Annotated in this window: 9 protein-coding genes; 6 read left to right on the top strand and 3 right to left on the bottom strand. The window is 68.8% G+C overall.

From position 1 onward, the window contains the following. Positions 1 to 16: 16 nt before the first annotated feature. Complete coding sequence (locus ACFYPG_RS04585) at positions 17 to 1,063, bottom strand: serine/threonine protein phosphatase (RefSeq protein ID WP_387350256.1); 1,047 nt, start codon at positions 1,061 to 1,063, stop codon at positions 17 to 19. A 694-nt stretch (positions 1,064 to 1,757) separates the two neighbouring features. On the opposite strand from ACFYPG_RS04585, the gene ACFYPG_RS04580 reads away from it, so the two are divergent. The 3 genes from ACFYPG_RS04580 to ACFYPG_RS04570 are packed head-to-tail and all read left to right on the top strand — an operon-like array spanning position 1,758 to position 6,155. Next, on the top strand, positions 1,758 to 3,134 hold the full coding sequence (locus ACFYPG_RS04580; RefSeq protein WP_387350254.1) for a family 43 glycosylhydrolase: 1,377 nt from the start codon (positions 1,758 to 1,760) through the stop codon (positions 3,132 to 3,134). A gap of 35 nt (positions 3,135 to 3,169) precedes the next feature. Next, on the top strand, positions 3,170 to 4,609 hold the full coding sequence (locus ACFYPG_RS04575) for a glycoside hydrolase family 43 protein (RefSeq protein ID WP_387350253.1): 1,440 nt from the start codon (positions 3,170 to 3,172) through the stop codon (positions 4,607 to 4,609). 52 nt (positions 4,610 to 4,661) lie between these two features. Then, positions 4,662 to 6,155: an RICIN domain-containing protein gene (locus tag ACFYPG_RS04570; protein ID WP_387350252.1), complete on the top strand. Its 1,494-nt coding sequence runs from the start codon at positions 4,662 to 4,664 to the stop codon at positions 6,153 to 6,155. Positions 6,156 to 6,269: 114 nt separating this feature from the next. Here the strand turns inward: ACFYPG_RS04570 and ACFYPG_RS04565 are convergent, their stop codons facing one another. Together ACFYPG_RS04565 and ACFYPG_RS04560 are read right to left on the bottom strand one after the other, a co-directional pair. Then, positions 6,270 to 6,722: a peptidoglycan-binding domain-containing protein gene (locus ACFYPG_RS04565; protein ID WP_387350250.1), complete on the bottom strand. Its 453-nt coding sequence runs from the start codon at positions 6,720 to 6,722 to the stop codon at positions 6,270 to 6,272. Positions 6,723 to 6,920: 198 nt separating this feature from the next. Next, positions 6,921 to 10,871, bottom strand: a complete 3,951-nt coding sequence (locus ACFYPG_RS04560; RefSeq protein WP_387350249.1) for a helix-turn-helix domain-containing protein — start codon at positions 10,869 to 10,871, stop codon at positions 6,921 to 6,923. Between the two features lie 111 nt (positions 10,872 to 10,982). Here ACFYPG_RS04560 and ACFYPG_RS04555 point away from each other — a divergent pair, with 111 nt between their 5' ends. The 3 genes from ACFYPG_RS04555 to ACFYPG_RS04545 all read left to right on the top strand — a co-directional run bounded on the left by ACFYPG_RS04555 (position 10,983) and on the right by ACFYPG_RS04545 (position 13,375). After that, positions 10,983 to 11,210 carry a hypothetical protein gene (locus tag ACFYPG_RS04555; RefSeq protein ID WP_387350247.1) on the top strand — a complete coding sequence of 76 codons (228 nt, stop codon included), beginning with the start codon at positions 10,983 to 10,985 and terminating at the stop codon, positions 11,208 to 11,210. A 372-nt stretch (positions 11,211 to 11,582) separates the two neighbouring features. Beyond that, entirely contained in the window at positions 11,583 to 12,293 is a 711-nt protein-coding gene (locus tag ACFYPG_RS04550) for a ThuA domain-containing protein (protein WP_387350245.1), read from the top strand. Further along, complete coding sequence (locus ACFYPG_RS04545; RefSeq protein WP_387350243.1) at positions 12,263 to 13,375, top strand: Gfo/Idh/MocA family protein; 1,113 nt, start codon at positions 12,263 to 12,265, stop codon at positions 13,373 to 13,375. Before ACFYPG_RS04550 ends, ACFYPG_RS04545 begins: the two co-directional genes overlap by 31 nt. Positions 13,376 to 13,412: the final 37 nt, after the last annotated feature.

The following is a 13,412-nucleotide window of genomic DNA, read 5'->3' as shown; positions in this document are numbered from 1 at the left end:
GGTGTTGTCCGCTTCCTCAACTTGCCCGATCCGCATTGATCCGGACCGTGGTTTCACTGCCGGGATACTCGGCGTGAAGGTCGCCGTCGAACAGGCGCCAGCAGAAGTCGTTCATCCGGGCGGCTGCGGGGGCGTGTCTGGCGATGATCTCCCTCACGGGCGGCGGCACGTCCGGTGGGATGTCTCCGGTCGCACATCGGCGCACAAACTGGTCGCGGGCGATGGGACCGCTGTCGGCCGGCACGGGCACCCCGCACACCGAGGTGACCAGCCAGTTCACCAGCCGCATGGAAGCGTAGTCGGCATCGTGACCGGCATTGCGGGCAGCGAAGTCGCGCTCGGCGTCCGACAGGTCGAAGCGCGGTGAGGTGGCGAGCCCGAAGTCGACCAGGTAGAGCCGGTCGTCGTCGGCCCTGATGTTGCCGAAGTGTCCGTCCAAGTGCAGCAGCTCGCGGTGACACAGGAACGCCACCATCTCGAACAGCTGCCGCTCGACCGTCGCGGCTCTGCCGACCGGGTCGTCAAGCCAGCGGGGCAATCCGTCGGGGAGATATTCGAGAAACAGCACGAGGCTCGCGGTCGCGCCCGCCAGCGCTTCGAACCGGGCACGCACGGCCTGGTTACCACCGAACTGGGCGACGACGGCGTCGATGTCGAGGTGCTCGGGCGCGACCGGCGGGCGGCCGGGCAGCACCCGCCAGTGGTGCAACAGCGGGAACGATTCCGTCTCCCCGGCGAGGACGCCCTCGGTGACGCTCTGGTTTGCGGCCAGCTCGCGCCACGCGCCGAAGCCCGGACCGGCCAGGCGGTACATGCCGTATTGGCAACGGACCGGCAGGTCGAACAGGTTCGCCGTGCTGTGCGGATGATCCAGCTCCCGGTCGGTGATCGGAACCCGCTTGACGAACACGGGCGTGCCATCGACATCGGCGATCGAAGAGCCGCCTCCCACGCCTACACCCACGGGTGACGCGGCCTGCAACAACGCCGACAGTTCACCGTCGGCGCAGGCGTCCAACGACGCCGCGACGCGGTCATGAAGGGAACGGCGGGTAGGGAGCATCGCTGCATCATGCCATCGGGCGACAGCCCTCTTGGTGCAGTGCCGAGCGCCTTCCTGCGGCAGGCGTCGATGATGCGCCGAATGCGACGGTGACGGCGCCGCAAAGGTTGGAAGAGTACTGGTACAGAACGTGACGACTCACTGTCATGCGCGATCCGCGCGTCATCTCACGCCAACGATCCCTCGCCGCTGGCAACGACGGCGGGTTGCCCGGCTCACCCGGCGTCGCAATACCGATGGCCCGGGTGCCTCACGTTCCTGAGCGGGACGAGACTTCTCCGGAGGCCCCATCGGCATAACCGTGAGGTCCGCATAAGCGCTCATGCAGGTGCGTGAGGTGCTCGGGGATCACGGCGCTCAGGATGCGGGTCGAGCGTGACAACCGGCTTCGTCAGGTGTCGGGGGAGCGGCGGCGATCGATGCCTTGACACTCGTGGATGCGATCGCTAACACTTGTCCGCAACGCGAGCTTAACGAACCGAACACATTGTGCCTGTGTCGCGACGCGGCCAGAGGCACGTATGCGAAGACTTCAAACCCGTCGCCAGGGCCTCCCAGCCTCGGCCCGGACACTGCCGGATGTGTTAACGCTAACATAGATGATCTTGCGAGAAGGGCTGGGGCGGTGGTTCCACGGCGCAGGACAGCGGCATCGCTGTCGAAAGCATCCACCGCCCGCCTACGTGCGCTCCTCGTGCTCTCCGCCGTGGCCGCAGCTGCTGTCGTGGTGGTGGCCGACGGGTCGGCGCACGCCGCCACACTGCCGACCGGCGCCGTCTCGCTGGAGGCGGTCAACCAAGCCGGACGGTACATACGCCACATCGACTACCTCGGGCAGCTCGATCCGGTGACCTCCGGCAGCGCCAACCAGACCAAGCTCGACGCCACCTTCACCGTGGTCAACGGCCTGGCGTCGCCGGCCTGCTACTCCTTCCAGACGAAGGCTGGCTTGTTCCTGCGGCACCGCGACTACCGGCTGAGGGTCGACCCGAACACCGGCGACGCGTCATTCCGGGCCGACGCCACCTTCTGCGCTGTGGACGGCTCGGTCAGCGCTTCGGTGGCGCTCGCCTCGTACAACTACCCGACCCGGCGGATCCGGCACCGCGACTTCGCCCTCTGGCTCGACGCCTACCAGGACACGGCCGCCTTCCGGGCGGACAGCTCCTTCCGCCTCGTCGTGCCCTGGTCACCCAGGACCACCAAGGGGCCGGTGATCCCGGGCCTCTTCGCCGACCCGCACATCGCCGTGTTCAACGGCCGCTACTACCTGTACCCGACCACCGACGGCTACGCGAGCTGGGCCGGCACCTACTACAAGGCGTTCTCCTCCACCGACCTGGTCACCTGGACCGACCACGGCGTGATCCTCGACCACGGACCGGACGTGTCCTGGGCGGACAATTCGGCTTGGGCACCGGCGGTGGCCAGCGCCAACGGCCGCTACTACCTGTACTTCAGCGGTGGCGCGGCCAGCGGCAACACCGCCAAACAGCTCGGCGTGGCGGTAGCCGACAGCCCCACCGGGCCGTTCCGGGACGCCCTGGGCCGACCGCTGATCCGCAGCGACCAGTTCTCCGGCGGGCAGACGATCGACCCGATGGTGTTCACCGACGACGACGGGCGGTCCTACCTGTACTGGGGGCAGGGCGTCGCGCGGGCGGTGCGGTTGAACGCCGACATGGTCTCCTTCGACGCGGCGCAGGCGCGGGTCATCACCCCGTCGGGCTACAACGAGGCGCCGTTCGTGTTCAAGCGCAACGGTCTGTACTACTTCATGTGGTCGGAGAACGACACGCGCAGCGAGGACTACCGGGTCGCCTACGCCACCGGCTCCTCACCCCTCGGGCCGTGGACGAAGCGCGGCGTGGTGCTGCAGAAGCGCCTCGACGTGGGCATCAAGGGCACCGGCCACCACTCCGTGGTCCGGGCTCCCGGCAGCGACACCTGGTACATCGCCTACCACCGGTTCGCTGTTCCGGCCGGCAACGGCACCAACCGCGAGACCGCCATCGACCGGATGGAGTTCAACACCGACGGCACCATCCGTCCCGTCGTACCGGCCCTGTAGCTGACCGGTAAGCCCCTGCGCTAAGGAGATGACACATGTCGAGAGTCCTCGCCCGGCTCTGCGCGGTCATGGTCGCCGCTTGTCTGCTGTTCACCACCTGGTCGGCGGCGACACCGAAGGAGGCGGCCGCGCTGGACCCGACCGTCGGCTACCTGATGGCGCACTTCACCGGCGAGTCGTCGACCGACCAGCAGATCTACCTCGCTCACAGCACCGACGGCCTCCGCTGGAACGACCTCAACAACGGTGGGCTGGTGCTGCGGTCCACCGTCGGCACCCGCGGCGTGCGCGACCCCGCCCTGGTCCGCTCGCCGAACGGCGACCGGTACTGGATCATCGCCACCGACCTGTGCATCGGCTGCGGCCAGGACTGGTCGTCCGCGATCAACAACGGCAGCCGCAACCTCGTCGTGTGGGAGTCCACCGATCTGGTCAACTGGTCGGCACCCTGGCTGCTGAACGTCGCCGGCGCGATCCCGGACGGACGCAACGCCTGGGCGCCGGAGGCGATCTGGAACCCCGCCACCAATGACTACGTCCTCTACTGGGCGACGAACGTCCCACTCAACGGGGCGACCAAGCACCGCATCTACTACGCGCGGACGACGAACTTCCGTAGCGTCACCGCGCCACAGGTCTACATCAACCGGCCCGGAAACCAGGAGATCATCGACACCCAGATCGTCGAGGTGCCGACCGGCGTCGGCGCCTACCGCTTCGTCCGGGCCTCCCGGGACGGCCAGATCGGCATCGAAGGCAGCAACTCCATCCTCGGTACCTGGACCAGCCTCGGAAACCTCTCCGGCATCGGGCTGACCGGCGCGCAGGTCGAGGGCCCGATGTGGATGAAAGTGAATGCCCGCAACGAGTGGGTCCTCTACCTCGACCAGTACTCCAGCGGACGCGGCTACCTGCCGGTCCTGACCACCGATCCGTCGAGCCCGGGCAGCTACCGACTGCCGGCGTCCGGCTCGTACTCGATGGGTGGCACCAAGAAACGGCATGGTTCGATCCTCAACCTGACCGCCGCCGAACAGAGCCGGGTGCTCGCCCGCTGGCCCGCCACCGCTGTCAACCGGATCCAGTCGTACAACTTCCAGGACCGGTACGTGCGGCACTACGACTACGACGTCCGCATCGACCCGAACGTCAGCCCGGCGCAGGACGGCCAGTGGCGGCTGGTGCCCGGCCTCGTCGGCTCCGGCACCGTCTCCATCCAGTCGGTCAACTACCCGGGCCACTACCTGCGCCACTACGGGTACGACTTCCGACTGGAGGCCAACGACGGCACCGCCACCTTTGCCGCCGACGCCACCTTCCGGCAGGTCGCGGGTCTCGCCAACTCCTCGTGGACGTCGTTCCAGTCCTACAGCCACCCGGACCGCTACCTCCGGCACTACGCCTACCTGCTGCGACTCGACCCGGTCCCCGACGCGCAGAGCCGGGCCGACGCCACCTTCCGCCTGACCAGCTGACCCCCTCGAGATGTCGGGCCCGGAGAGGCACGAACTATTGATTGGACAACGCATGAAATGGATCAGCCGGTCGATGCGCCGGACGTTGATCGCCCTGGTGGCCGCCATGACGGCGATGGTCGGCGGCGTGGTCGTCGTCGCGTCGTCGCCCGCCGCCGCTGCCACCAACCAGTTCCGAGGCATGAACTGGGCCCAACTGGGTGACAACTTCAGCACCAGCCCGCTCGTCGTGCAGGGCCTGAGCCAGTCCGACGGCTACGCGACAGTGCAGGCCAAGGCCAACGCCCTCTACGACGACATGGCCCTCAGCATGGGGATCAACACCGTCCGGCTGCCTATCAACACTCAGACAGTGGCCAACACCACCTGGTGGAACGCCTACCGGGGTGCCATTGACGCCGCTACTGCCCGCGGATTCAAGGTCATCCTTACTTTTTGGACGGACCATTCCTCCGGCGCGAGGATCGCCAACCTCGCCGCGTGGAACACGATGTGGTCCAGCGTGACCAGCGCCTACGGCTCAAACACCAACGTGTACTTCGAGCCAATGAACGAGCCAGGCGGTTACAGCTCGGCACAGTGGCGCGACATAGCAGCCAACTGGCTCAGCACCCACTACTCGGCCGTGCCCAGCCGGGTGCTCATCGGCGGCACTGGCGCAAGCCAGGACCTGCGCGACATCTGCAACGACAGCCGCTTCAACAGCACGCTGCTGTCCTTCCACCACTACGCCTTCTTCTACGGCTCGATGACCTACGACGCCTGGCGAAGTCACATGCAGACGCGACTGGGCAACTGTGCCTCCCGGGCGGTCGCCACCGAGTTCGGCGGGCCCATGGACAACGGCCTCAACTACGCCGACGCGAACAGCACCGACAACTTCGTGCGCCACATCCGCGCCATGGCTCAGGTCATGCGTGACAACCAAATGGGCGGCACCTACTGGCCCGCCATCGGCGGCAAGAACTCCGGCTCCGGTCACGACTGGTATTCGATGTTCGCCCTTAGTGGCAGTGGCACCGATCTCAACTTGACCATCCGCAACACTTCTGGCGCCGACCGGATCCGCTATGCCTATGGCGACACCATCGGCGGCGGCGACCCGACGACGCCTCCGCCCACGACGGGGACGTTCTACCGGATCGATGCGCGGCACAGCGGCAAGGCCATGAACGTCCAGCAGCCGAACACCGCCAACGGCGCTCGCGTCAGCCAGTACACCTACGGCGGCAGTGCGTGGCAGCAGTGGCAGTTCCAGGACGCCGGCAGCGGCTACTGGCGCATCGTCAGCCGGCACAGCGGAAAGTGCCTCGACGTGGTCAACGCGTCGACCGCCGACGGCGCCGAGCTCGTCCAGTACACCTGCGGCACCGGGGCCAACCAGCAGTTCCAGATGCTCACCAACGGCGCCTACTTCCAGCTCCGGGCACGACACAGCAACAAGTGCGTGGATGTGCCGGCCGCGGCGACCGCGGACGGAGTGGTTCTCAAGCAGTATTCGTGCAACACCGGCACCAACCAGCAGTGGTCCCGCACCGCCGTCTGACGGTCGTCCCGACGTAACAGCCCGGGAAGGACCACGATCGGCAGCGTGGGGATCGGCGAGCCGGCGGTGACAACGTTTGCGCTGTCACCGCCGGCGGGGCCTATCCGGCGGCAGTTACGGCAGCGGACGGCCGAGACGGGCACAGGTACGGGTTCCGTAGGTTCCGCCCTGGTAGGCGGGGAACTTCAGGGACGCGCGTGACTGCGGCCCGAACTGGCCGTCCGCGCTGATGCCCGCCTTGCTCTGAGCGAACTTCAGCGCGTTGAAGGTCAATTGGCCGAACGCCGCGTCCTCGCTGAGCAGCGCCTTGCCAGCGGGTGCGAGGTAGCAGTCGTTCAGGGCCGACTGGAGGGCGCCCGTGCCCGGTCCGCCGTCGCCCCAGACCAGCGAGCACGGCAGGACGCCGTACTTGCCGACCGGTGCGGCGACCTGATAACCGGCCTGGTTGCTGACGACGTCGTAGGACTCGCATTCCGGCTGACTGCGAGCGTGGGCAGGGCTGGCGACGACGAGCGTGCCCGCGAGCACGGTCACGAGCAATGCGAGCAGTGCTGCCAAACGCTTCATCGAGTTCTCCCTCATCGCGGTGTCGTCCGATGCCCGGGACCCCCGTTGGGCTTCTCCCCGGGCAGTCGGACTCCTGGCAGGACATCCACCGCACGGCTCGTGTCCTGGAGTCAGGCTGGTTCGACGCGAGGTTGTCCAACAGGGCGGTGGCGCCGGACAAACAACGTCGGACAAACCTCAGGACGTTGGGCAGCTCAGTCAGCGACTCGGCGGTGAGCCGCAGGAAGGGTCGTACCGCTCTGAGGGGATGTGCCTCGCCCACTCCTGCCGGGTCAGCGCACGGCCGGCTTTGGCGCAGATCTGAGCCCTGGCGGCGCGGAGATCGAACGACCAGCGGACAATTCGGCCGTCCTCGGCACCGGAGATGAGAGTTCCGGCCGCAGTGAAGGCGAGCCCGCGGACTCTCGCACCATGGCCGCTGAGGGTCGTAACCCGCTGCTGGGTGACGGTGTCCCAGATGATGATGGTCCGGTCGTCACCGGCGGACGCGATCCTGCGGCCGTCGCGACTGAAGGCAAGGACCTGGACGGGTGCGGTGTGGCCGTGCAGAACGGCGAGTTCGCTGCCGGCCACGGCATCCCAGAGCTTGACGCTACGGCTGTCGCCGGCGGTCGCGAGCAGAGCTCCGTCAGGGCTGACAGCGATGTCCTGCACTGTGCCCTGCTGGCTCTTCACTCGGCTGAGGAGTTTGCCGGTGGTGACGTCCCACGTGTTGACGAAGCCGCCCACGCTCGCGCCCAGGAGACGGCGGCCGTCCGGGGTGAAGGTCAGCGACGTGACGATCTGCGCCGGGAACCTGGCTGTGATGTCCGTCGGGTTGTTGATATCCCCGACGTCCCAGATGAAGGGGCCGAGCGTGGCGGCTGCGACGAGACGGCCACCAGGATCGAAGGCAACGTCCGTGGACGCACCGACTCCCTTGGACACGATCGGTCGGGTGGCGTGTCGTCCACGTTGGAGATCCCAGATCGTGACGGTGTTGTTCCGGGTCACGGCGGCGAGCCGGAGCCCGTCGGGGCTGAACGCGACGGCCTGGACCTCGTCTGGGTGCCCGCTGAGAACGGCCACCTGTTCACCGTCGGTGTCCCAGAGGCGGACGGTGCCGTCGCTGCCCGCCGAGGCGACACGTGTTCCGTCCGGGCTGATCTTCAGGTCTTTGACCTGTGCCGCGAAACCGCTGAACGGGGCGTCCTCCAGATTGTGGAGCACGATGGTTCCGTTGAAGCCGGCCGAGGCGAGCATCGCCCCGTCCCGGCTCAGTGCGACGGACACCGTTTCGGTGCGGCCGCGGTCCTGAAAGGTCTGCAGGGACTCGCGGCGTCGCACGTCCCACATCGTGATCGCGCCGTTCTCGTCGGCCACGGCGAGCTTGCTGTCGGTGGGCGCGGAGATGGTCCATGCGTAGCGGCCGGCCAGCGGTAACGGCGGAAGGCGGACCGGCTGGCCGGTGGCAAGATCCCACAGGTACACCCCGTGGTCGTCGGCGGAACCCGCGAGGACATACCCCGAGGGACCGAAGGCGACCGAGAAGACATGCTGGGCGGACAGTCTGGCGAACACGGTGCCGGTCGCCACACGCCAAGCGGCCGGGTGCTCCACCCCGTCGCTGGAGACAAGGATCGCGCCGTCGTGGCTGAACGTGAGGGATCTGACCGGACTCCGGTGCTCGCGGAGCACTGTGCGAGTTGTGGTCCGCAGATCGTAGAGGGCGATGTCGCCGGCACGGCCGGCATTCGCGTCGGCGCCGGTGCCGGCCGTGAGGCCGACGGCGAGCTTGGTCCCGTCCGGGCTGAAGGCCATGCCCGACCCGAGGCTGTTCTCCGTCAACCGGGTCTTCTGTTGGCGCGTCGCGACATCCCAGATGATGATGGACTTGTCGATCCCGACGGAGGCGAGCAGCCTTCCGTGGTCCGCGAAGGCCAGGTCGGAGGTCCTACCGGTGTGGCCGGAGAGGATGGCGATCCGCTCGCCACGTGCGGGGTCCCACAACCCGATGGTGCCGTCACCGGCCGCGGAGGCCAACAGGGAATGGTCCGGGTTGAACGCGACCGTGTAGATGGAGGGCCCGCCGACGTTGAGTTCGGTGCGGCGGGGCGCGGCCGCCGCGCTCAGCACGCTGCCCTGGGTCTCGGTGTTGGAGTTGAGGTGATCGGCCTCGACGGCCAGCAGGCCGGCCAGATCGGGATCGGTCGCGAGCAGGGATCGGGCTTGCAGCGACAGTTCGCTGGAGAGCGCGGCAACCTGCTGTCGGCGGGCGTCCTGGCGTTGTCGTACCGCGACGGCGCCACCCAGCAGGGCGAGTACGAGCAGGGTGGATATGCCTGCGACGAGACGCTTGAACAGGCGGGCCTGACGTCGGCCGGCGTTCTGCTCGGACTCGGCGAGAGTGGAGCTGGCGTGCAGGAAGGAGCTTTCGAGTTCGTTGAGCTCCTCCGGACGGTCCTCGGCCAGGGCCTGCGCGCCCAGGAGTTGGGTTCCCCGGTACAGGGCTCCGGCATCACGGTCGAGCGTCGCCCAGGTCTGCGCGGCTTCGGTGAGACGCCGGTGGATCAGCAGGTTCGCCCGATCATCGGTCAGCCATCGGTGCAGCCGCGGCCAGGCCCGGATGAGCGCCTCATGGGCCACCTGCACGGTGCCGTCGCCCATGACCACCAGACGGGATTCGGCCAGCTGGTCCAGAACTCGGGCGGTGACCGCCTCATCGGCGATGCCGTCGAGCTCGGTACGCATGATGGGCCGCCGGGTGTCCTCGGTACCGTCGCCCAATGCGGTGAGCCGCAGGAAGACCCGGCGAGCGGCTTGTCGCTCGGCTGCCCCGAAGTCGCCATAGGCCCGCTCGGCGGTCTGGGCGATCGCCCCGCGCACGCCGCCGCTCGCCTGATAGGCCGACAGAGTGAGGGTTTCCCCGCTTCGTCGTTGCCACGTCTCGAGGAGCGCATGCGAGACGAGCGGCAGAGCGCCCGGCTCGTCGGCGGCATCGGCGAGCACCGTACTGACCAGGTCGGCTTCGACGCCCATGCCGACCTGGGCGGCGGGCCGAATGATGATCTCCCGCAGGTCGGTGGCGCTCACCGGCCGCACCAGGAGGTGCGCCTCGTCCTCCAGCGCGACGGCCAGGTCCGGATATTGCATGAGGTGGGCGAGGAAGTCGGCGCGTACCCCGAGTACCACAGTCGTGCGGCGATCGGCCCCCTGCGCGGCGTCCAGCAGCGCCTCGATGAACCGGCGGCGTTCCGCCTTGTCGGGGCAGAGCGTGAACACCTCCTCGAACTGATCCACCACCAGCAGCGCGCGGGTCTGCGGGGGGCCGCCTGCCAGTGCGCTCCGCACCGCGATGTCGAGCGCGGCGGCATCCGCCGCCAGCTCCTTCCGGATCTCTGGGGCGTCCTGGCCGGTCAACTTCGCGATCTCGGCGGCCAACGCCTCGAGCGGGCGTTCGGTCGGCGTCAACAACATCGTCTGCCACCGCTGGGCGAGCCCACGGTCGGCGGTGATGGCTCCCAGCAGACCGGCCCGCAGCAACGAGGACTTGCCGCTTCCGGAAGCCCCGACGACCGCGGTCAGGCACCGCCGATCGGCCCGTGCCAGCAGCCGCTCGACCAGCTCCGTACGGCCGAAGAACAGCTCCGCCTGCTCGGGCTGGAATGCCGTCAGCCCCTGATACGGGCAGCGTTGGGCGATGGTCTCGGCGGTGCTGGAGGCGGCCGCCGCTTCGGCGATGGCCGACCACCGTGCCCGCCACTCGGCCGGGTCGCCGCCGCAGGCCTGAACGTACGCGAGCGTCACCTCCAGCGTCGGCAGCCGGTCACCCTTCGCCGCGTCCGCCAACGTGCTGGCCGAGTAGTGCGCGCGCCGAGCCAGGAGCCGGTAGCTCGGGTTGCCCGCGTGCTCCCGCAACTGTCGTAGCTGCCACGCCAACCGTTGCACCGGGCCCGCCGCCGGGTCCACTGGCTTCTCCGGACGGCCCAATACCCACCTCCGCATACTGGGCCGCAACTCTGGCCGCGCGATCATGGCGAGCTTCGGCACGGGCGCCCATCGGATCGGGCCAGAAGAAGTATCCAGTTGCGGCGATGCGGTTGCGGCCCGGGGCCCGGTCCGCGCCGCCAGGCAGCAGGTAACGGCTGTCCCATTGGAGCGGGGGACCACGCGGTCGGGCCTGGCGTTGCGCTACCGTCAAGGCGCGCGCCCCAGCGTCGATCAGTCCGCGTCCGCCGGCCGTCGATGGCCCGCAGGACCCCACCAATCCAAGGAGAACCGATGCCGGAGCCTGAGCCCGCCCAGGACGCCGACGCGGCGGCAGCCGACACCTCAACCACGGCCGAGACCGAGGGTGAGACCGATCCGCCTGCCGTTCCCGCGAATCGGGCTGCCCGACGCGCGAAGGGCAAGGCCGCCTCACCTCAACCGTTCGGAAAGGGTCAGAACCCCACCGGCCGGGGCTCGGTCCAGAGCCCCCGCCAGTGGGGTAACCGCCGTAGCGGCTGATCCGCGACAGGCGCTCTGTCACCGCGCCCATGATCAGCGGTGGTCGGCATCATGCCGGTGCCGGTCGTGAGCGCCGTGGCGTCCCCGCCGCGGCGCTCACGACCTTGCGCGCATCGGGGTGCTCGCCACGGAGTCGGCGCGGGCGGCGATCGCTCCGACCCGTCCGCAACCTCCGCGCCCCGGTCCAGGACCGGTGTCGCTCGTGCTGCGGGCCAAGCCGACCGGGCAGAGTGGAATCCGGCAGCCGCCGTCCGTCGGCTTTGTCGGCGACCACGGGTACGGTTTCGGTGCTCGGCACGTTTGGGCATCGGCGATCCGTCGTCGGGGCGGGAGCGGCCAGCCCGGTGACGACGGCCGTGGGAGGGAGCGACGGTGGCGCAGCGCAGAGCACTGGTGGTTCGGGGCGGTTGGGAGGGGCACCAGCCGGTCAAGGCGACGGAGTTGTTCCTCCCCTTCCTCGAACGTAGCGGCTATGCCGTACGGGTCGAGGAGTCGACGGAGATCTACGCCGACACCACCGAGATGGCCGAGACCGACCTCGTCGTGCAGTGCATGACGATGTCGCAGATCACCGCGGACCAGGTGGCGGGCCTCAGCGCGGCGGTCATCGCCGGCACGGGCTTCACCGGCTGGCACGGCGGCATCGTCGACTCGTTCCGCGCGTCAGCCGAATACCTGCACCTGGTGGGCGGCCAGTTCGCGACCCATCCGGGCCTCGAGCCGTGTGAGCGTCACGGTGGCCCGGAGGACAACTTCCTGCCGCACACGGTGCGCGTCACCGACCTCGGCCGGAAGCACCCGATCACTGCGGGCATCGAGGACTTCGACCTGGTCACCGAACAGTACTGGGTGCTGCACGATGACCTGATCGACGTACTGGCCGTGACCACCCACCCGACGCAGGCGTGGCATCCGTGGCATCGGCCGGTCACCTCACCGGCCATCTGGACCCGGCAGTGGGGTGCCGGGCGCGTCGTCGTGACGACCCCGGGGCACAGCCTCGACGTGCTGGAGCACGCGGATGTCCGTACCGTGATCGAGAGGGGGATGGTGTGGGCGACCCGCACCGCGTCGGCGTCATAGGTCTCGGGGTCATCTCCCGCGCGTACCTGGACACCCTCGCGGACCATCCCGAGATCGACATCGTCGCGGTGGCCGACCTCGACGCCTCCCGGTCGGCCGAGGTCGCGGCCACGATTGCTGGAGCCGAGGCGATGAGCGTCGAGCGGCTGCTCGCCCGCCCGGACGTGCAGACCGTGCTCAACCTGACCATCCCCGCAGCCCATGCCGACATCTCGCTGCACACCATCGACGCCGGCAAGAACGTCTATGTGGAGAAGCCGCTCGCCGTGACGTTCCCGGACGGCCGCTCGATCATCGAACGGGCCGCTTCGGCCGGCGTCCGCGTCGGGTGCGCGCCGGACACCGTCCTGGGTACGGGCACGCAGACGGCGCGGGCGGCGATCGACGGCGGGCTCATCGGCCGCCCGATGTCCGCGTCGGCCGTCATGGTCACTCCGGGGCACGAGCGCTGGCATCCCAATCCCGACTTCTACTACGCCCCGGGCGGCGGCCCGATGCTGGACATGGGGCCGTACTACATCTCGGCGCTCATCCATCTGCTCGGGCCGGTCCGGTCGGTGACCGGCGCCGCCAGCCGCCTGCGCGCCGAGCGCGTCATCGGCTCGGGCCCCCGCACCGGCCAGCGGATCCCGGTGGGGGTGGACACCCACCTCACCGGCGTGCTCGAGCACACGAACGGTGCGCTCTCCACCATCACGACGAGCTTCGACGGCGTCCGGACGACGGCCGCACCGATCGAGGTGCACGGCGAGGCCGGCACGCTCGCCGTGCCCGACCCGAACTACTTCGACGGTGAGGTCCGCCTCTTCCCGCTCGGCGGCACCGACTGGCGCGCTCTCGAACCGCAGGCCGGTTACGCCAAGGCTTCCCGGGGCATCGGCCTGATCGACCTGGTCAGGGCCGACGATCAGCGTGCCCCGCGCGCTGACGGCGAGGTCGCACTGCACGTACTCGAAATTATGACCAGCCTGCTGCGGTCGGCGGCCGAAGGCCAGCGGATCGAGCTGACGACCGTGACGAAGCGGCCCGTGCCGGTTCCTTTCACGCCGACCGAGGACTGGAAGGCGTACCAGGTCTCGTGAGGTGGTCGCGTTGACAGGCGGAAGGGCCGGCCTGCGC

It is taken from the genome of Micromonospora sp. NPDC005553 (assembly GCF_042871765.1).
In the GTDB taxonomy this organism is placed as follows: Bacteria; Actinomycetota; Actinomycetes; order Mycobacteriales; family Micromonosporaceae; genus Micromonospora.
Note: the sequence above shows the minus strand (reverse complement) of the source record. Positions and strands in the feature narration are given on the sequence as shown.